Genomic DNA, 18,987 nt, shown 5'->3' with positions numbered 1-18,987 from the left:
CCCGGGATAGCATGGCCGACGTGACTCGCGCCCCCGTCGCCGGTCGACGCCGCCCCTCGGGCCCCGGCCGCTCGCCCTGGCGCAGACTCAGCGACGCGCTCGACGACATCGGTCGCAAGTCGCCCGCGCGCCTCGCGATCTTGATCTTCACGGGTCTGATCGTGGTCTTCACCCTGTTGTTCTCGCTGCCGATCTCGTCGGCGGACCGGACGATCACCCCGCTCGCCGACTCCGTCTTCACGGCCGTCTCGGTCATCTGCGTCACCGGCCTCGCCACCGTCGACATGGCCACCCATTGGTCCCTGTTCGGCCATGTCGTCATCTTCGTCGGCGTGCAGATCGGCGCGATCGGCGTGCTCACGCTGGCCTCGATCATGGGCCTCGTCGTCTCGCGCAAGCTCGGCCTGCGCGCCCGGCTGATGGCGGCCGGCGACCAGAACCCCCTGCGGGTGCACGCGGGCCCCGTACCCGAGGGTCAGGCCGTGCGACTGGGCGAGATCGGCGGGCTGTTGACGACGGTGGCTCTCAGCTCGTTCGTCATCCAGCTGGCCATCGCCCTGCTGATGATCCCCCGCATGCTGATCGACGGCATCCCCGTCGGCGACGCAATGCTCGACAGCTTCTACTACTCGGCCATGGCGTTCACGAACACCGGGTTCACGCCCAACGCCGAGGGGCTCGCCGCGTTCGAGAACGACTACTGGTTCCTCAGCCTGATCATGATCGGGGTGTTCCTCGGCAGCATCGGGTTCCCGGTGATCTACGCCCTGGCCCGGAACCCCCGCAACCCCCGACGCTGGTCGGTGCACGTCAAGCTGACCCTGCTGACGACGGCGATCCTCATCGTGTTCGGCATGGTGCTCTACATCGTCCTCGAGTTCGACAACCCGAAGACGTTCGGCGGCATCGAGGCCGGCCCCACGGTGTTCCAGTCGCTCTTCCTGAGCATGATGACCAGGTCGGGCGGTTTCTCGACCATCCAGATCTCCGACCTGAACGGGTCGTCGCTGCTCGTCACCGACATGCTCATGTTCATCGGTGGCGGCTCGGCGTCGACCGCCGGAGGCATCAAGGTGACGACGCTCGCGGTGCTGTTCCTGGCGGCCTTCGCCGAGGCGCGCGGTCAGCGGTCGATGGAGGCCTTCGGCCGCCGCATCCCCAGCGACGTCCTGCGCCTGGCCGTCAGCGTCGTCCTCTGGGGTGCCACGATCGTCGCGGTGTCGAGCATCCTGATCATGCACATCACGAAAGAGCCCCTCGACCACGTGCTGTTCGAGTCCATCTCGGCGTTCGCCACGTCGGGCCTCAGCACGGGGCTCACCGAACGCCTCCCCGACTCGGCGAAGTACATCCTCGCGGTCACGATGTGGATGGGCCGCGTTGGTACAGTGACACTCTCCGTCGCCCTGGCCGCCAGCCAACGACGCCAGCTGTTCACGAGAGCCGAGGAGCGACCGATCGTTGGTTGACAAGATCAAACACGACGCCCCGGTGCTCGTCATCGGCCTCGGCCGCTTCGGCGCCGCCACCGCCGGGCAACTCGAACGGCAGGACCGCGACGTCCTCGCCGTCGACACCGACGCCGGCCTCGTGCAGAAATGGGCCGACCGCGTGACGCACGCGGTGCAGGCGGACGCCCGCAGCATCGACGCGCTCAAGCAGATCGGAGCGCAGGACTTCTCGATCGCGGTCGTCGCCGTCGGCTCGTCCATCGAGGCCAGCGTGCTGATCACGGCCAACCTGGTCGACCTGAAGGTGCCGCAGATCTGGGCGAAGGCGATCAGCCAGTCGCACGGCAAGATCCTCGCCCGCATCGGCGCGAACCACGTGATCTACCCCGAGCGTGAGGCCGGCGAGCGCGTCGCGCACCTCGTCTCGGGCCGGATGCTCGACTACATCGAGTTCGACGACGCGTTCGCCATCGTCAAGATGTACCCGCCCAAGCCCGTCCGCGGCGCCTCGCTGGCCGCGTCGAACATCCGCACGAAGTACGGCATCACGATCGTCGGTGTGAAGAGCCCCGGCGGCGCGTTCCTCGAGGCCACCCCCGAGACGGTCATCAGCAACCACGACCTGATCATCGTGTCGGGCGACAGCCGCGCCATCGAGCGTTTCGCCGCCCTCGAGGGCTGACCCCGGTCAGCGACCTTCGGCGATCTCGCGGTTGCGCGCGAGAGCGGCCCCGGTGGCCCGCTCGAACAGCTCGAGCAGGCCGCCGTCGGCGAGCTCGGCGACGGCGCGCTCGGTCGTGCCGCCGGGACTCGTGACACGGCGACGGAGTTCGGCGGGCGCGGTGTGCGCCGGCAGGACGTCACTCGTGGCGAGCAGCTCGCTCGCCCCGCGGAACGTGCCCTGGACCATCGTGGCGGCCTGCGCGGGGGTGAAGCCCAAGGCGACCGCCGCCTCCTGCAGTCGTTCGATCAGGTAGAAGACGTAGGCGGGACCCGAGCCAGAGATCGTGCTGAGCGCGTCGATCTGCGACTCGGGGACGACCACGACGTCACCGACCACCGCGAAGAGCGATCGGGCGAGGTCGAGGTCGGCGTCGGTCGACCGCGACCCGGCGCTCAGCCCGGTGACGCCGAGACCGACGTGAGACGGCGTGTTCGGCATCGAACGCAGCACCGACACCGACCCGGGCAGGGCCGCCTCCATCGTGGCGGTCGTCACTCCCGCGGCGAGGCTGACCACGACGGCGCCCGCGTCGAGCGCCGGACCGATCTCGCGCAGCAGGTCGACGACCAGGTGCGGCTTGACGCCGATCAGCACCAACCGCGCCCCGACGACGGCCGACGAGTTGGCGCTCGGGTCGGTCTCGGTCGCGAGCGAGGTCACGGCGCCGTGCCGTAACGCCCGGGCCTTGACCTCGGTGCGGTTCGTCACCCGCACGCCGCCCTCGACGGAGACCTCGGGGCGCAGCAGGCCCTGCAGGATCGCACCGCCCATCGAGCCGGCTCCGAGAATCGCTGTGGTGGGGAGGGTGGTGGCCATCCCGCCATCCTAGGATCGACAAGGACCACACGAGGGGATCGAACCGATGAGCAGTCACGGCGGCAACAAGGCGATCATCGCCGCACTCAGCGCGAATCTGGGCATCGCGGTGACGAAGTTCATCGCTTGGGCCTTCTCGGGCTCGTCGTCGATGCTCGCCGAGGGCGTCCACTCGCTGGCCGACTCGGGCAATCAGCTGCTGCTGCTGCTCGGCGGCCGCAAGGCGAAGAAGGCGGCCGACGCCGAGCACCCCTTCGGTCACGGGCGCGAGCGCTACGTCTACGCCTTCGTCGTCTCGATCATCCTGTTCAGCGTCGGCGGTGTCTTCTCGCTCTACGAGGGCGTCGAGAAGCTGCGCGAGCCGCACCCGCTCGAGGTGCCCTGGCTGCCGGTGCTCGTGCTGGCGATCTCGCTCGCACTCGAGGGCTTCTCGCTGCGGACGGCGATCCGCGAGTCCCGTCCGAGCAAGGGGCAGCAGAGCTGGGCGTCGTTCATCCGGCGGGCGAAGGCCCCCGAGCTGCCGGTGGTGCTGCTCGAGGACGCCGCGGCGCTGCTCGGTCTGTCGTTCGCCATGATCGGCGTCGTCCTCACCTGGATCACCGGCGACGGCGTCTACGACGCGATCGGCACCATCGCCATCGGCCTGTTGCTCGTCGCGGTGGCCGTGATCCTCGGCATCGAGACCAAGAGCCTGCTCGTCGGCGAGGGAGCCTCGGCCGAGGACGTCAAGACGATCCGCGAGGCGATCACGGGTGGTCCCGAGGTCGAGTCGATCATCCACATGAAGACCCTGTACCTCGGCCCCGACGAGCTGCTCGTCGGAGTCAAGGTCGCGATGCCCGGCCGCACGGTGCTGGCCGACGTCGCGAGCGCCATCAACGCGGTCGAGTCACGCATCCGCGAGGCCGTGCCGATCGCGCGCGTCATCTACGTCGAGCCCGACGTGTGGGTGAAGCCCGGTCAGGTCGATCCGCCGACCGACGCGATCGTCATCCGCGCCGCCGACTGACCCCGAGGAGGCGCGGGCCGGCCACCTCGCGTCGCCCGCCTCAGCGCCGCTCGGCGAAGAAGGCGTCGAGCTGGTCGCGGCACTCGGCCTCGCGCACGCCGGCGTAGACCTCGGCGCGGTGCGGGAGCCTGCGGTCGCGGACGATGTCGTAGACGCTGCCCGCGCCTCCTGCCTTGTCGTCCCAGGCGCCGTAGACGAGCCGCGGGACCCGCGCGGCGAGCAGGGCTCCGGCGCACATGGGGCAGGGTTCGAGGGTCACCACGAGGGTCGTCCCGGTGAGGTGCCAGTCGCCGGTGCGCTCGGCGGCGGCCCGAAGGGCGATCACCTCGGCGTGGGCGGTCGGGTCCTGTCGCAGCTCGCGTTCGTTGCGGCCCGTCGCGATCACCACGCCGTCGGCGTCGACCACCACGGCTCCGACCGGGACGTCGGCCGAGACCCGACAGGCGTCGGCCTCGGCGAGGGCGAGCGACATCCAGTCGTCGAACTCGGGCGGGACGGCGATCACAGGGCCTCGGCGGGGTCGGGACGGCTCGCGGAACCGGTCGACTCCGCTACCGTTGAGCCTATGCGAGTGCACGTAGCGGACCACCCCCTGATCACCCACAAGTTGACCGTGCTCCGCGACAAGAGCACCCCCTCCCCCACCTTCCGGGCACTGACCGAAGAGCTCGTCACGCTGCTGGCCTACGAGGCCACGCGCGACGTCCGCACCAGCCCCGTCGACATCGAGACCCCGGTCGGTCCGACCACGGGCCTCGAGATCAGCCAGCCGCGGCCCCTCGTCGTCCCGATCCTTCGTGCCGGCCTCGGCATGCTCGAAGGCATGACGAAGCTCGTCCCGACCGCCGAGGTGGGCTTCCTCGGCATGGTGCGAGACGAAGAGACCCTGCAGCCGACGACCTACGCCGAGCGCCTGCCCGACGACCTCTCGAACCGGCAGTGCTTCGTGCTCGATCCGATGCTCGCCACGGGCGGATCGCTCATCGCGGCCATCGACTACCTGCTCGACCGCGGCGCCGTCGACGTCACGGCCGTCTGCATCCTCGCCGCACCCGAAGGCCTCGCCGCGGTCGAGAAGGCGATGGAGGGACGCGACGTCCACGTCGTCCTCGGCGCCGTCGACGAGAGGCTGAACGAGCAGGGCTACATCGTCCCCGGGCTCGGCGACGCCGGCGACCGCCTCTACGGACTCGCCTGACGCGAGCCCCCACCGACGACCCGGACCGCGCCTCCTCGACCGCAGGAGGCGCGGTTCGGCGTTTCCGGGCCACTCACGCCGTCGGATCGCGAACGCCACTTGACATCGGGTCGCGGGGTGCCACAAAATCGACCCCATGACTAACAGCGTGCTCGCCCCGACCTCTCGTGAGGCCCTCGGGAGCACCGGCATGATGATGCCGATGCACGTTGCCATGTGTCGAATGTGTGCCTGATCCGGCCACACACCTCGCCGAGTCGAAGCTGCTGACACCGCCAGCTGAGCTCGCGGCCCCACCCGGTCGCTGAGCCACCGACTCCAGGATGCCCTTCGTCGCGACCCTCGACGCGCATCCCGAACGGTGCATCGCACCGACTGCTCGTGACGTACGGCACCATCGCCGGCGGGATCGAGCACCGACACACATCGAGCAGCCCTTCCGCACCCCGGCGACCCGCCGGCCCGGAGAGCCGCCGCCGTCACGCAAGGACTCCGCCTGTCATGTCCCTCATCCTCGACCGCCCCGTCACCGCCACCCGCACCGTCTCACCCGCCCGTTCCGCGGCCCCGGTGCCCCTTCGTGAGAACGCTCCCGCCCGCACGGCCACCCCGGCCCCCTCCTCCCCCTCGGCACCTCGCCCCCGCGCCGTGCCCGAAGGCACCGAGACCCGCGGGTTCGTCCTCTACGTCGGGCTGGACGAGCTCAAGGCCGCCGCCGACGGCACCTCGTTGGGCGACGTGGTGTCCCAGATCAAGGAACTGGTCGGGCGCATCGCCCCGTCCGCCGAGACGCACGCCGCCGTGGCGCTCGCCCCCGAAGGGGCCGGTGGCCGCGACGTCGAGGTGGTCCGCCTGGCCCTGCAGGACCCCGCGGCCCTCGCGAAGCGACGCCAGGTCACCGAGGAGGACGAACCCGGGGCCCGCGGCGGCGTCGTGGTCGACATCTCGCGGAAGCGGCTGCTGCTGGACGGCGACGTGGCCCCCCTGACCTACAAGGAGTTCGAGTTGCTGCAGTACCTCGTCCTGCGCGAGGGCCGCACCATCGAACGAGCCGAGTTGATCTCGAGCCTCTGGGCCGACGGCGAGGACGAGGTGCCGAACGAACGCACCATCGACGTGCACGTCCGCCGACTGCGGTCGAAGCTCGGCGCCTTCGAGGACATCGTGCGGACGGTGCGCGGCGTCGGATACCGCTTCGACCGCCACGCGGACGTCTCGATCCGCCACGCCTCCACGCCCTCCCCCGACGTCTTCTGACCGGTGGGTCGGACGTCGGACCGGTCTCGGCTCGCTCTGTGCGAGTTCCCAGGAACTCATGAGGCGCACACCTGGACCACCGTTACCGATCCGTTATAGATTGTGTCTCGCCGACGTCGTTTGCTGTGGCGGCCGAGGCGGAATGTGATTGCAGGACACTCCTGGTGCAAGGGAAGAGGGCCGGTCGCCATCGGGCGACCGGCCCTCCGTCGTGTACCCGGTCGATGCGCCCCATGCCGGTCGGCGGCCCCCGTGTCGGCCCGAGGTCGGTGGCCTTTCGTAGACTCGTCCTCGACGAACGTGAGGTGCGACATGAGCGAGACATCGATGGCCGTGGGGGCCTGGGAAGCCCTGTTCCGGGCCCAGGTCAGCGTCATGCGCGAACTGACCGAGTGCTTCCCGACCAACGAGATCTCGTTCAACGAGTACGACGTGCTGTTCAACCTCTCGAACCAGCCCGAGCGGCGGGCCCGCATCCGTGACCTGACCCGTCACCTGTTGCTCACCCAGCCGAGCATCAGCCGTCTCGTCGACCGACTCGCCTCGAAGGGCATCGTCGAGAAGGCCTCCGACCCGGGCGACGGGCGAGGCATCATCGTGGCCATGACCGCCGAGGGCTACGACCTCTACCGGCGCACGGCGGTCAGCCACGCCGAGGCGATCCGTCGTCGCGTGGGCGGTGCGCTCGACGACGACGAGCTGGCCTCGCTGGCCGAGCTCTGCACGAAGCTGCGCCTGGGCACGCCGATCGGGGCGAACGCATGACGTCACCGTCGATCGTCTGGTTGCGTGACGACCTGCGTCTGGCCGACAACCCCGCTCTCGTGGCCGCCGTCGACCGGGGTGAGCCGGTGGTCGTCGTGTTCCTGCTCGACGACGAGACCGACGGCATCCGCCCCCTCGGCGGGGCCTCCAGGTGGTGGCTGCACCACAGCCTCGCCGCCCTGGGCGAGTCGTTGCGAGCCGTGGGTGCTCGGCTGACGTTGCGACGAGGCCCCCAGGCCCGCGAACTGCCCCGCCTCGTCGACGAGGTCGGTGCAGGTGCGGTCTTCTGGAACCGCCGGTACGGCCTGGCCGCCCGCGAGGCGGACGCCGACCTCAAGTCGTCGCTCCGCGAACGCGGGCTCGACGTGCGCAGCTTCCAGGCGAACCTGATGTTCGAGCCGTGGACGATCCAGACGGGCCAGGGCCAACCGTTCAAGGTCTTCACGCCGTTCTGGCGCGCGTGCCTCGACCGCCCCGAACCCCGGCACCCCGAGGCGGCCCCCGACGAGCTGCACGCGCCCGCTGCCGCACCGGCCAGCGACGACCTCGACTCATGGGCCCTGCTGCCCACGGCGCCCGACTGGTCGGCCGGGCTCCGTGACTCCTGGACTCCCGGCGAGGCCTCGGCCCTCGACACGCTCGAACGCTTCGCCACCGGCCACCTGGCGGACTACGGCCTGCGCGACGAGCCCGCCCAAGAAGCGACCAGCCACCTCTCCCCCCACCTCCGCTTCGGAGAGGTGAGCCCGTTCCAGGTGTGGCACCGCATGCGTGGCGACCTCGCGCCCGACGCCCGCGAGCAGGCCTCGGGCTTCTTGCGCGAACTCGTCTGGCGTGAGTTCAACCACACGGTCCTCTTCGCGAACCCGCACCTCGCCACGAAGAACTACCGACCCGAGTTCGACGAGTTCCCGTGGCACGAGCTCGAGCCGCGAGAACTCGAGGCGTGGCAGCAGGGCACCACCGGCATCCCGTTGGTCGACGCCGGCATGCGCGAGCTCTGGACGACCGGGTACATGCACAACCGGGTGCGCATGGTCACCGCCAGCTTCCTGGTGAAGAACCTGCTGGCCGACTGGCGGGTAGGCGAGCAGTGGTTCTGGGACACCCTCGTCGACGCCGACGAGGCCAACAACCCCGCCAACTGGCAGTGGACGGCCGGCTCGGGCGCTGACGCGGCACCGTACTTCCGGGTCTTCAACCCCGTGTTGCAGGCCGACAAGTTCGACAAGCACCGCGACTACGTGCGCCGCTGGGTGCCCGAGGTCGACGACGACTCGTACCCCGAGCCCATGGTCGATCTCAAGGTCTCGCGTCGTGCCGCGCTCGACGCCTACGAGGCGATGCGTCGCAGCACGCGCACCGAATGACCCCGCACCACGAGAGGAACAGCCCGTGACGACGGCCATCCGCCCCTCCTACCACGACGCACCAACGGGCATCGACGCCGTGTTCGCCGCCCGACGCCCCGAGCGGCGGGGGCCGAGCGCCGTCTGGGCGACCTTCGACCACGAGGGCATGACCCACGACGGCTCGTACGGCGAGATCGCCCCGGGCACCGCGCCCGGCGTCGACACGGCCTATCGCATCGCCTCGTGCACGAAGAGCTTCACCGCCACGGCCCTGCTCGCCCAGCGCGACGCCGGGCTCGTGTCGCTCGACGCACCGATCACCGACTTCGTGCCGGCGTTCGCCGACGTCACCCTGCCCACCACCGATTCTCCCGTGCCGACCCTGCGCATGCTCCTGACCATGTCGGCCGGCTTCCCCACCGACGATCCGTGGGGCGACCGGCAAGAATCCCTGACCGACGACGGACTCGACGCCCTGCTGCGGGCCGGGTTGAGCTTCGACAGCGTGCCGGGCACGACGTTCGCCTACTCCAACCTCGGCTTCGCCCTCGTGGGCCGCGCGATCGCCGCCGTCGCCGGGCGGCCGTACCGAGAGGTCGTCGAGTCGACGATCCTCGGGCCGCTCGGTCTCGAGGCCACGGGGTTCGAGGCGACCGTGCCGGCCGTCGGCGGCGTCGCGATCGGCCACCGCCGTGCCTCCGACGGGGGTGATGCCCTGCCGTTCTCGGGCCCGGGCGCGTTCTCGCCCATCGGCGGATTGTTCAGCACCGCGACCGACCTGACGAGATGGGCCCGCTGGCTCGGCTCGGCGTTCGACCCCGAGGGCCGGGGCGACCTCGACGGCATCCTCTCGCGTGCCTCCCGGCGCGAGATGCAGCAGGTGCAGCGGTTCGTCTCCGCCCGGGCCGGACACCCCGGCGGCTACGGGTTCGGCCTGTTCGTCGAGCACTACCCCGACCACGGCACCGTCGTGTCGCACAGCGGCGGCTACCCCGGGTTCTCGGCCCACATGCGCTGGCAGACCGCGACCGGCCTCGGCGCGATCGGGTTCGAGAACGCGACCTACTCGAAGGTCTCCGAACCGATCGGGCTCGCACTCGACGGCATGCTGGCCGACCGTCCCGGGGCCCGGGTCACGGTGCGTCCGTGGCCCGCGACCTCGGTGGCCCGCGAGGCGGTCGAGGCCGTCGTGCGCGGAGGGGCCGTGCCCGACGGGTTGTTCAGCGAGAACGTCGAGCTCGACCTCCCGCTCGACCGGCGGCGCGCCTCCTGGGCTGCCGTCGTGGACTCGGTGGGCGGCTGGGACGACACCGGCGACGCGACACCGGCCGACGAGTCGTCGGCCCCGTCACACCTGGTGTGGCGGCGACGCGGTGCACGGGGTGTCGTCCGGTTCGAGATCAGGCTCACCCCCGAGCGACCGCCCCGGGTGCAGACCGTGAACGTGACCGCCGAGACTCCTCGCTAGCCCGTCGACCCGGTCCGGCCGCGTCAGACGGGGGGCCGTCCTCCGACCACGCCCGCGGCCCGCGCAGCGGCACGAGCACCGCTGCGTCCGGCGACCGTCAGGCTGCGGGACGTCGGCCACGCCGCGATGAACCCGGCCGAGAACGCGTCGACGAGGCCCACCGAGTCGACCCGGCGCGACGCGACGCCGTCGACGACGACCGGGGGCAGGCCCTGCGTCGCCACGATCGCTCCCCCGTCCTCGGTGACGAGGGCGACCACCCCGAAGCGCTCGGCGAGCGCGATCGCCGCTGCGAACGACTCGTCGAGCCCGGTCAGCGCGCGTGCGGTCTCGTCGGACGGGAAGAACAGGTCGGCCCCCTGGACGGCGGCGAGGAACGCCGTCGCCCCGAACCGCCGGACGATCGAGGCGCTGCCGGGCGCGACCGAGACGAACGCCCCGGCCGCACGAGCTCGGCCCACCAGACGTCGCAGACCCACCGGGCTGCGGGACTGGGCGACCGTGTAGCCGGTGAAGTGCACGAGACCGGCCCCGTCGACGAGGTCCTCCGGCACGTCGTCGGGGCCCAGCGACGCACCGGCCCCCCGATCGGTGAACATGGTGCGCGACCAGCCGTCGACCGTGATGACGACCGTGCCCGTCGGGTCGTGCGCGTCGTAGGCCAGGCGGGGCGCGACCCCCGCGTTGGCCAACAGCTGCGAGTGACGTCGCAGGTCGGCCGTGCCCACCCGACCGACGAACGAGACGTCGACTCCCAGCGACCCGAGCCACGCCGCCGTGTTCGCGGCAGAACCACCGGCGCGGTGCCGGATGGTCGCGGCCGTCTCGGACCCCGAGACCTCCGCGGCGCGAGGGCTGACGATGATGTCGTCGAGGACGTCCCCGAAGACGAGAACGGGTGACCCGGCGCGGGGTCGGGCGCCCGAGGGTGGGAAGCGGTGGCTGGCGAGGGTCATCGGAATCCACCCGACCACGGATCGAGGACCGGGACGGGACGAGGAGGCGCAAATCACCCTCACGAGGACGTCACGTTCACCCGTCCCGTCCCGACCGGTACCGGCTCGACCCCACCGAGCGGGGCGGGGTCGTCCCTCAGACGGTGGCGGGCTGCGGGACCGGGGCCTCGTGACGGGCACGTCGACCACGGACGACCAGAGCGTCGAGGGCGAGGCGGCCGGGGCCGGTGAGCACGATCGCGATCGAGGCGACCGCCAGGACGAGGACGTACTCGATGCCGCCCGTCGTCGAGTAGAAGCCGTTCGGCAGGTGGACGGCGACCAGGGCGACGATCGCCGTGACGGCCAGGAGGACCGCGGCGATCCGGGTGGCGAAGCCGACGACGAGCGCGACTCCCGCGGCGAGCTCGGTGACGGCGACGACCGGGGCGGCGACCTCGGCGAGGGGGATGCCCATGCCGGCGAAGGCACCCTGCGTCGCGGCGAGGCCGTCCACGGCGAGCTTCTGCCAACCGTGGGCGACGAAGACGATCCCGAGGACGACGCGCACGAGGAGGATTCCGAGGGACGAGAGAGCTGACGACATGGTGTGCCTTTCGGTGGGGGGCGGGGTCGTGGCACGTCGTCGGGCCCTCCGTCACGGTATGAGGTGACACGTCACCGACCGCGCTCGTGGAGGGGCCTGCCAGTCCTTCGGCAGAGCCCTGCCAGGCTGGAGTGGGGCATCCGGGGGACGCGGGGACGCCTCGCGAGGGGCGTTCGGCGGACGCAGGGCGTGCCCCGGCGACGGGTGTCGGTGGTCCCGTGCAGGATCGGGGCAGGACGACAGGGCGGGTCGACGGGCCCACGACGAGAGGCGGCACACATGGCGACCATCGCGATCACGGGGGGCTCGGGGCGCATCGCGACCTGGGTCCGCCCCTTGCTGCTCGAGGCCGGCCACGACCTCCGGCTGCTCGACGTGGTGGCGCCACCTGACGACCTGCGAGAACACGAGACGTTCGAGCACGTCGGCGTGACCGACCTGGAGTCCCTCACCGTGGCGCTCGGCGGAGCCGACCTGGTCGTCCACCTGGCGTCCCACGCCAGCGAGCGCGCGTGGCACGAGATCCGCGACCTCAACGTCGAGAGCGCGTACGTCGTGCACGAGGCTGCCCGTCGCGCCGGCGTGGCCCGCCTGCTGGCGGCCAGCTCGGTGCATGCCGTCGGATTCGAACCGGGCTCGAGCGCCGCCGACCACGACGTGCCGGCCCCTCGCCCCGACTCGTTCTACGGCGTCAGCAAGGTGCTGCTCGAGGCCGTGGGCAGCCTGTACGCCGATCGCTTCGGCTCGACCGTCGTGTCGGCGCGCATCATGACGGCCGAGGTCGAGCCGCACGACGTCCGCAGTCTCGGCACGTGGCTGTCGCCGGCCGACGCGACCCGGCTGATCCTGGCCACCCTGACGACGGCCCCGCCCGGGCACCACGTCGTCTGGGGTGTCAGCCGCAACACCCGTCGCGTCGTGTCGCTCGCGGCGGGCGAGGCCATCGGGTACCACCCCGAGGACGATGCCGAGGCGTTCGCCGCCGGTTTCGCCGGGCAGGTGCAACCGCCCGACGCGCCCGTCGGTGGGGCCTTCACGACCATGCCGCTGGGCGAGACGTGGTGACCGGCTGCGACCCCGCCTCCGATCGTGACGACGAGGCCGATAACGTGGCGTCGTGAGCCTCTCTCTGCACTCCTCGTCCGTCGCCGAGATCGACCCCGTCGTCCTCTACGAGATCCTGCGGCTGCGAGTCGACGTCTTCGTGGTCGAACAGGACTGCCCCTACCCCGAGCTCGACGGGCGCGACCTCGAACCCGGTGCGCGCCTCCTCTGGTTCACCGACGACGACGGTCGCGTCCTGGCGACGCTGCGGGTGTTGTCCGACGGCGACGACCGCCGCATCGGGCGGGTGGCGACCGCCGTGGCCGCTCGAGGCCGTGGGCTCGCGGCCGACCTGATGCGGGCGGCCGTCGCCCAATCCGAGGACCGCCTCGTCCGACTCGACGCCCAGGCCCACTTGTCCGGCTGGTACGCGCGGTTCGGCTTCGTGGTCGACGGTGACGAGTTCCTCGAGGACGGCATCCCCCACCTGCCGATGACGCTCGCCGCCAGGCGCTGAGGCCGGTCCCGTCCGTCGGGGTGTCGGCCGACGGTTCAGACGGTCGGGCCGGGATGGTGGTGCTCGAACACCAAGCTGGTACGGGTCGAGGCGACGGCCGGGTGCGCCGACAGGTGATCGAGCACGAACTCGCGCACGTCGTTCGTGTCGCGGACCGCCAGGTGGATGATGAAGTCCTCCGACCCACCCAAGAAGAACAATTGCACGACCTGAGGCAGTGCCCGGATCTCGGCGGAGAACGCGGCGATGCGCTGCCGCGCCGACGCGAGGATCGTCACGCTGATCAGTGCCTGGAGGTCGAGCCCGAGGGCCGACAGGTCGACGTCGGCGCCGAAGCCCGCGACGACCCCGCGATCGACGAGCGAGCGGAGGCGCGCGAGACAGGTCGAGGGCGCGATCCCCACCTGTGCGGCCAGCGTGGCGTTCGGGGTGCGACTGTTCGCGACCAGCAGCCGTACGAGCTGACGGTCGATCTCGTCGAGCCGAACGTCGTTCGTCGCAGCCACGTCTCGTCACCCTCTCTCTGTCGATCGTGCGGCAGAAACAGGCTCGCACAGAATCTCGTGCGGAAAGCTTGGCATGCATCGGCACGAAACAGCACACTGACCTCAGTTCGGCGAACAGAGGCGTGCACCGGCCGCCCGACGTCGAGGCAACTCCCGAGAGGACGAACCATGCGCGTCGGCATCCCCACCGAGATCAAGAACAACGAGAACCGGGTCGCCGCGACCCCGGCCGGGGTCCACGAGTTCTCACGCCGCGGACACGACGTGTTCGTGCAGGCCGGTGCCGGGCGCGGTTCCGGGTTCTCGGACGACGAGTTCGTCGCCGCCGGCGCCACGGTGGTGGCCGACGCGGCCACGGTGTGGGGCGAGGCCGACCTGCTGATGAAGGTCAAGGAGCCCGTCGCGGCCGAGTACCCGCTCATGCGGGCGGACCAGACGCTCTTCACCTACCTGCACCTCGCGGCCTCCCCCGAGTGCACCGAGGCCGTCCTGAGCTCCGGCACCACCGCGATCGCGTACGAGACGGTCCAGCGGGACGACCGCAGCCTGCCCTTGCTCTCGCCGATGAGCGAGGTCGCGGGTCGCCTCTCGACGATGGTCGGCGCCTACCACCTCATGAAGCCGATCGGCGGGACGGGTGTGCTGCTCGGCGGCGTCCCCGGCACCCCGAAGGCGAAGGTGGTGGTGATCGGCGGCGGTGTCGCCGGTGAACACGCCGCCGCCAACGCCCTCGGCCTCGGCGCCGACGTGACCGTCATCGACGTGTCGCTGCCGCGCCTCCGGGCCCTCGAGGTGCAGTTCGGCGGCAGGGTGCAGACGCGCGTCTCGACGGCCTACGAGATCGGCGCGCAGGTCGCGGCCGCCGACCTGGTGATCGGCTCGGTGCTGATCCCCGGCGCCCAGGCCCCCAAGCTCGTGACCGACGACATGGTCGCGTCGATGCGCCCCGGATCGGTGCTCGTCGACATCGCCATCGACCAGGGCGGCTGCTTCGAGGGCTCGCACGCGACCACGCACGACGACCCGACCTTCGCCGTCCACGACAGCGTCTACTACTGCGTGGCCAACATGCCCGGCGCCGTCCCACAGACGTCGACCCGGGCCCTGACGAACGCGACCATGCCCTACGCCGTCGCCCTCGCCGACCGGGGATGGCGAGACGCCGTCGCCGCCGACCCCTCGTTGGCCCGGGGCGTCAACGCGGTCGGCGGTCGCATCACCAATGCGGGCGTCGCTGCGGCCGCCGGAGTCGAGCTGGCGGACGTCCGCACCCTCTGAGCCGTTCGACGACTCCAGCCAGGGGGGCTACCGGTCCGGTCTGGCACGGTGGGCGGGCCGGCCCGGGAGGATCGGTCGGCCTGGGGACCGGTCGGTCCGATAAACGAAACGGTCGGTACGGTGAGCGAAAGCCTCGGTCCGAACCGGGCGGTCCGGTGGGGTCGAACCCCTATGCTCTGGGCATGGCACGACGACCCACCCCGCCCCGGGAACGGCTGCTCGACGCAGCGCGGACCGAATTCGCGGCCCGCGGACTCGCCGGTGCCCGAGTCGACACCATCGCCCGCGACGCCGAGGCGAGCAAGGAGCGGCTCTACGCCCACTTCTCGACCAAACGCGACCTGTTCGACGCCGCGCTCGGCGAGAGCATCGGTCGCTGGATCGCGGTCGTCCCCTTCGACGCCCACGACCTGCCGGGCTGGGCCAGTGCCCTCTACGACCACCTGGCCTCGAATCCGGACGACGCCCGGCTGCTGCTCTGGGGTCAGATCGAGGGCGTCGCGTTGCCGAGTCCTGGCGTGCTCGACCACGGCCAGCTCGAGGCGCGCCGTGACTCGGTGCGCGCCGCCCAGGACGCGGGCGACATCTCGTCCGACTGGGACGCCGACGAGTTGCTCACGATGGTCTTCGGCGTCGTCCTCGCCTGGTTCGTCACACCCGAGGCGACCAACCTGCACACCGGCCCGCAGCAGCGCCGGTGCGAGGTCGTGCGCCAGGCCGTGGCTCGCATCGTCGACCCGAGCTGAGCCGCGGCGGCTCCGACGTCGGGCCGGGAGTAGCGTCCCCCTGTGACCACGACCGAACCCTCTCCCGCCCTCTCGCCCGACCTGCAGCGCGTCCTCGACAGCGTGCCCGACCCGGGCGGCGTCACCACGTCGGACGTGGTCTACGCGGCCACCGACGTCGATCTCGAGGGCTTCCTCGCGACACCGGCCCGCGCCTCCTCGTCCGATCTCGTGCCGGGCGTGCTCGTGCTGCACGACTGGTTCGGCGTCGTCGACCACGTGAAGGTGCGCGCGCAGATGCTCGCGCGCCTCGGGTACGTCGCGCTGGCCGGGGACGTGTACGGGCAGGGTGTACGCCCGTCGCCGCAGGAGGCCGCGGGCGAGGCGGGCAAGTACTACGGCGACGTCGCCCTGTTCCGTTCGCGCCTGCTGGCGAACCTCGAGCGCCTGCGCGCCGAGCCGGGTGTCGACCCGTCGCGGATCGCCGTGATGGGCTACTGCTTCGGCGGCTCGGGGGCTCTCGAGGTGGCCCGTCTGGGTGCCGACGTGGCCGGCGTCGTGTCGTTCCACGGCGGACTCGGTACCGGGATGCCCGCCGAGAAGGGCGCCGTGACGGCTCCCGTGCTGGTGATGACGGGAGCGGCCGACCCGGTGGTGCCCGACGAGGCGGTGGTCGCGTTCGAGGACGAGATGCGCGCCGCCGAGGCACCCGACTGGCAGGTCCTCAGCTACAGCGGCGTCATGCACGCCTTCGCCGTGCCCGACACGGACTCCCCCGACCACGGCGCACGCTACGACGCCCGGGCCGACCGTCGCTCGTGGCGGCAGCTCGAGGCGTTCCTGGACGAGGTCTTCGCCTAGCCCGTCAGCCCCCTGCCCCGGTGCGCACTTCGCGACACCGGCCGCCCGACACGCCGCTCCCCTCTCGAGGTGAGCGGCGTGTCGTCGTCCGGCTGTCGGGTTCGGCCCGGTCACAGCCGCCGGAGAGGTCGGAAAACGCCCGGCAGGAGGCGCGGGTCGAAGACCCGGGGAGGCGCGGGTCGAGGGACCAGCGCCGCGCAGGTCCTAAAAGCCGGCGACCCGGGCGGTGCCGGCGCGGGCGATGTCGCGCAGCTGAACGGCCGTCGCGATCGCGGCGTGTGCCGCTTCGGCCCCCTTGTCCTCTTTCGAGCCGGGGAGGCCCGCGCGATCGAGCCCCTGTTGCTCGTCGTCGAGGGTGAGTACGCCGAATCCGACCGGCTTGCCCGTGTCGAGGGTGACCCGCAGCAGCCCGGAGGTCGCGGCGTCGGACACGTACTCGAAGTGCGGCGTGCCACCCCGGATGATGACGCCGAGCGCGACGACGGCGTCGGCCCCGGCCTCGAGCGCGGCCTTCGCCACCACCGGGAGCTCGAAGCTGCCGGGCACGCGCACGACGGTGGCGGTGGCGCCGAGCCGCTCGACGGTGGCCAGCGCTCCGGCCAGCAGTCCGTCGGTGATCGTCTCGTGCCAGGTGCCGGCGACGATGGTCACGCGGACTCCGCTGCCGTCGACGTCGAGTTCGGTGGGGGCGCCTGCTCCGCTCATGCGGGGTCTCCTTCGGGGGTGCGGGTGGTGGTGGTCGTGGTGCCCGTGGGCGGTAGATCCGGCACGGGGCCGGGTCCGAGCGCGGGGCCGGGTCCGTCCAGGTCACGGTCGCCCAACCAGGCGACGAGGTCGGCGATCGTGACGACGGGCACGCCCTCGCGCGCGCCGAAGTCGAGCAGCGCACGCAGGCGCATCATCTCGCCGTCGTCCCCGACGATCTCGCTGATGACCGCCACGGGTCGCAGCCCGGCGGCCTTCATGAGGTCGACGGAGGCCTCGGTGTGGCCGTCGCGCTCCCGGACACCGCCGTCGCGGGCCCGCAACGGCAGGACGTGCCCCGGGCGGTGCAGGTCGTCGCGCACGCTGGTCGGCGAGGCGAGCGTTCGCAGGGTCGTCGCCCGGTCCGAGGCGCTGATGCCCGTCGTCACGCCGGACGCCGCGTCCACGCTCACCGTGTAGGCGGTGCCCCGGGCGTCCTCGTTGTGGGCCACCATCGGCGGCAGGTCGAGTCGGTCGGCGATCTCGTTGGTCATGGGGGCGCAGACGAAGCCGGACGAGACCCTCACCGTCCAGGCGAGCCATTCGGGCGAAGCGAGCTCGGCCGACAGCACGACGTCGCCCTCGTTCTCGCGGGACTCGTCGTCGACCACCACGACCGGGCGGCCCCGACGCAGGTGGTCGAGGGCGAGCTCGATCGGTGCGAGACGCGCGTCGAGTCGCGCCTGCTCGGCAGGTGTCGACACGGTCACGGGCGACCCGTCGCGACGACGTCGAGGGGGTTCGCGGCGTCGGCCGCGCCCGTCGCACCACGCGGTCCGTCGGCGTCCAGCGCGTCGAGTCGCAGCATCCGCCGGACGTGACGGGCGAGCACGTCGGTCTCGACGTTGACCCGGTCGCCGACGGTCTTGCCGCCGAGGGTCGTCACGGCGAGCGTCTCGGGGATGAGGCTGACCTCGAACCAGCCCGGCGCCTCGCCGGGCTCGCTGATCGCGCTGACCGTGAGGCTCACGCCGTCGAGCGTCACCGACCCCTTGTCGACGAGCAGGGGGGCGAGGTCGTCGGCGAGGTCGAACCGGACCCGACGCCAGGCGTCGCCCTCCTCGATCTCGACGACCGTGGCCGTGCCGTCGACGTGACCCTGCACGATGTGGCCGCCGAGGCGGTCGCCGACGCGGGCGGCGCGTTCGAGGTTCACGGGCGTGCCGACGCCGAACGACCCGACCGTGCTCACGGCGAGGGTCTGGCGCATGACGTCCGCCGTGAACGTGTCGCCCTGCTGTGCGACCACCGTCAGGCAGACGCCGCTGACCGAGATGGAGTCACCGTGCGCGGCGTCGGTCAGCACGGCCGGACCGTGGACCGTCAGACGGACGCTGTCGCCCTGGTCGTCGACGCGCTCGACGCGTCCGAGCTCTTCGACGAGACCGGTGAACATCAGCGCACCGCCGTGTTCGTCGCGTCGAGGGGTCGGCGCATCCGTGCGTCGGGTCTGCGGGGCGTGGTCGCCTGCGTCGTCATGTCGTCCTCCGGTCTGCCTGGCTGTGTGCCGAGGGCTCTCCGGGGGTGCGCGACGCGAGGGTCGGCATCGGCCCGGGGTCCGTCGAGGGACGACCGGGCCCGCGCCACCTCTCATCCGGACTATGACCGTCGGTACCGGAGTTTCACCGGTTCAACCGGACCACCACCTCTCGGTGACGACACGGGTCGCGGACTGTGACCGCCGGCTCAGATTTTCACTGACCCCGGAGCGCGTTGCTCTGTCGGCGACG

The 18,987-nt window shown here is 71.5% G+C and carries 20 protein-coding genes, 1 pseudogene and 1 riboswitch; of the genes and pseudogenes, 13 read left to right on the top strand and 8 right to left on the bottom strand.

The genetic code is table 11. The features are described 5' to 3' along the window. The first annotated feature begins 20 nt into the window (after positions 1-20). Both HRF36_RS01240 and HRF36_RS01235 read left to right on the top strand, forming a co-directional pair. The gene (locus tag HRF36_RS01240) at positions 21-1,469 is read left to right on the top strand and encodes a TrkH family potassium uptake protein (RefSeq protein ID WP_371739950.1); all 1,449 of its coding nucleotides are present in this window, start codon (positions 21-23) and stop codon (positions 1,467-1,469) included. Then, positions 1,462-2,133 carry a TrkA family potassium uptake protein gene (locus HRF36_RS01235; RefSeq protein WP_173205077.1) on the top strand — a complete coding sequence of 224 codons (672 nt, stop codon included), beginning with the start codon at positions 1,462-1,464 and terminating at the stop codon, positions 2,131-2,133. Before HRF36_RS01240 ends, HRF36_RS01235 begins: the two co-directional genes overlap by 8 nt. 6 nt (positions 2,134-2,139) lie before the next feature. Here the strand turns inward: HRF36_RS01235 and proC are convergent, their stop codons facing one another. After that, positions 2,140-2,991 carry a pyrroline-5-carboxylate reductase gene (proC, locus tag HRF36_RS01230; RefSeq protein ID WP_173205074.1) on the bottom strand — a complete coding sequence of 284 codons (852 nt, stop codon included), beginning with the start codon at positions 2,989-2,991 and terminating at the stop codon, positions 2,140-2,142. Between the two features lie 46 nt (positions 2,992-3,037). On the opposite strand from proC, the gene HRF36_RS01225 reads away from it, so the two are divergent. Beyond that, entirely contained in the window at positions 3,038-4,000 is a 963-nt protein-coding gene (locus tag HRF36_RS01225; protein ID WP_173205071.1) for a cation diffusion facilitator family transporter, read from the top strand. A gap of 40 nt (positions 4,001-4,040) precedes the next feature. Here the strand turns inward: HRF36_RS01225 and HRF36_RS01220 are convergent, their stop codons facing one another. Then, complete coding sequence (locus tag HRF36_RS01220) at positions 4,041-4,472, bottom strand: nucleoside deaminase (RefSeq protein ID WP_173207762.1); 432 nt, start codon at positions 4,470-4,472, stop codon at positions 4,041-4,043. A 93-nt stretch (positions 4,473-4,565) separates the two neighbouring features. Between HRF36_RS01220 and upp the strand changes: the two genes are divergently transcribed. The 5 genes from upp (at position 4,566) to HRF36_RS01195 (ending at position 10,040) form a co-directional block, all read left to right on the top strand. After that, positions 4,566-5,198 carry a uracil phosphoribosyltransferase gene (gene upp / locus HRF36_RS01215; protein WP_054146332.1) on the top strand — a complete coding sequence of 211 codons (633 nt, stop codon included), beginning with the start codon at positions 4,566-4,568 and terminating at the stop codon, positions 5,196-5,198. Between the two features lie 501 nt (positions 5,199-5,699). Next, on the top strand, positions 5,700-6,455 hold the full coding sequence (locus HRF36_RS01210; protein WP_173205068.1) for a winged helix-turn-helix domain-containing protein: 756 nt from the start codon (positions 5,700-5,702) through the stop codon (positions 6,453-6,455). A 312-nt stretch (positions 6,456-6,767) separates the two neighbouring features. Then, positions 6,768-7,220: a MarR family winged helix-turn-helix transcriptional regulator gene (locus HRF36_RS01205; RefSeq protein ID WP_173205065.1), complete on the top strand. Its 453-nt coding sequence runs from the start codon at positions 6,768-6,770 to the stop codon at positions 7,218-7,220. Beyond that, positions 7,217-8,590 (top strand): deoxyribodipyrimidine photo-lyase, encoded by a 1,374-nt coding sequence (locus tag HRF36_RS01200; RefSeq protein WP_173205062.1) that lies wholly within the window; start codon positions 7,217-7,219, stop codon positions 8,588-8,590. Before HRF36_RS01205 ends, HRF36_RS01200 begins: the two co-directional genes overlap by 4 nt. A 25-nt stretch (positions 8,591-8,615) precedes the next feature. After that, positions 8,616-10,040 carry a serine hydrolase domain-containing protein gene (locus tag HRF36_RS01195; protein ID WP_173205059.1) on the top strand — a complete coding sequence of 475 codons (1,425 nt, stop codon included), beginning with the start codon at positions 8,616-8,618 and terminating at the stop codon, positions 10,038-10,040. Between the two features lie 23 nt (positions 10,041-10,063). Here the strand turns inward: HRF36_RS01195 and HRF36_RS01190 are convergent, their stop codons facing one another. After that, positions 10,064-10,996, bottom strand: coding sequence for a carbohydrate kinase family protein (locus HRF36_RS01190; protein ID WP_173205056.1), 933 nt, complete (start codon positions 10,994-10,996; stop codon positions 10,064-10,066). Between the two features lie 136 nt (positions 10,997-11,132). Further along, entirely contained in the window at positions 11,133-11,582 is a 450-nt protein-coding gene (locus HRF36_RS01185; protein WP_173205053.1) for a DoxX family protein, read from the bottom strand. Positions 11,583-11,861: 279 nt separating this feature from the next. Between HRF36_RS01185 and HRF36_RS01180 the strand changes: the two genes are divergently transcribed. After that, positions 11,862-12,647, top strand: coding sequence for an NAD(P)-dependent oxidoreductase (locus tag HRF36_RS01180; protein ID WP_173205050.1), 786 nt, complete (start codon positions 11,862-11,864; stop codon positions 12,645-12,647). Between the two features lie 52 nt (positions 12,648-12,699). Further along, entirely contained in the window at positions 12,700-13,143 is a 444-nt protein-coding gene (locus HRF36_RS01175; RefSeq protein WP_173205047.1) for a GNAT family N-acetyltransferase, read from the top strand. 35 nt (positions 13,144-13,178) lie between these two features. Here HRF36_RS01175 and HRF36_RS01170 read toward each other — a convergent pair whose 3' ends face one another. Beyond that, a complete protein-coding gene (locus HRF36_RS01170) occupies positions 13,179-13,649 on the bottom strand; it encodes an Lrp/AsnC family transcriptional regulator (protein WP_173205044.1) in 471 nt (156 codons plus the stop codon). Positions 13,650-13,817: 168 nt separating this feature from the next. Here HRF36_RS01170 and ald point away from each other — a divergent pair, with 168 nt between their 5' ends. From ald to HRF36_RS01155, 3 genes are all read left to right on the top strand, one after another. Further along, positions 13,818-14,927: an alanine dehydrogenase gene (gene ald / locus HRF36_RS01165; RefSeq protein WP_173205041.1), complete on the top strand. Its 1,110-nt coding sequence runs from the start codon at positions 13,818-13,820 to the stop codon at positions 14,925-14,927. A 182-nt stretch (positions 14,928-15,109) separates the two neighbouring features. Further along, the gene (locus HRF36_RS01160) at positions 15,110-15,673 is read left to right on the top strand and encodes a TetR family transcriptional regulator (protein ID WP_173205038.1); all 564 of its coding nucleotides are present in this window, start codon (positions 15,110-15,112) and stop codon (positions 15,671-15,673) included. Positions 15,674-15,715: 42 nt separating this feature from the next. Then, on the top strand, positions 15,716-16,513 hold the full coding sequence (locus tag HRF36_RS01155) for a dienelactone hydrolase family protein (protein ID WP_173205034.1): 798 nt from the start codon (positions 15,716-15,718) through the stop codon (positions 16,511-16,513). A gap of 204 nt (positions 16,514-16,717) precedes the next feature. On the opposite strand, the gene ribH is transcribed toward HRF36_RS01155, so the two are convergent. The 3 genes and pseudogenes from ribH to HRF36_RS01140 all read right to left on the bottom strand — a co-directional run bounded on the left by ribH (position 16,718) and on the right by HRF36_RS01140 (position 18,653). Further along, positions 16,718-17,218 carry a 6,7-dimethyl-8-ribityllumazine synthase gene (gene ribH, locus HRF36_RS01150; RefSeq protein WP_173205031.1) on the bottom strand — a complete coding sequence of 167 codons (501 nt, stop codon included), beginning with the start codon at positions 17,216-17,218 and terminating at the stop codon, positions 16,718-16,720. 95 nt (positions 17,219-17,313) lie between these two features. Further along, positions 17,314-17,913 (bottom strand): annotated as a pseudogene (ribB, locus tag HRF36_RS01145) (3,4-dihydroxy-2-butanone-4-phosphate synthase); the annotation flags it as partial. A 50-nt stretch (positions 17,914-17,963) separates the two neighbouring features. Continuing rightward, positions 17,964-18,653, bottom strand: coding sequence for a riboflavin synthase (locus HRF36_RS01140; RefSeq protein ID WP_173205028.1), 690 nt, complete (start codon positions 18,651-18,653; stop codon positions 17,964-17,966). A 182-nt stretch (positions 18,654-18,835) separates the two neighbouring features. Further along, positions 18,836-18,971, bottom strand: a riboswitch (FMN riboswitch). Positions 18,972-18,987 lie beyond the last annotated feature (16 nt).

The organism is Frigoribacterium sp. VKM Ac-2836 (assembly GCF_013248995.1).
Lineage (GTDB): Bacteria > Actinomycetota > Actinomycetes > Actinomycetales > Microbacteriaceae > Frigoribacterium.
The sequence above is the reverse complement of the archived record's forward strand: the minus strand, read 5'-3'. Positions and strand labels throughout refer to the sequence as shown.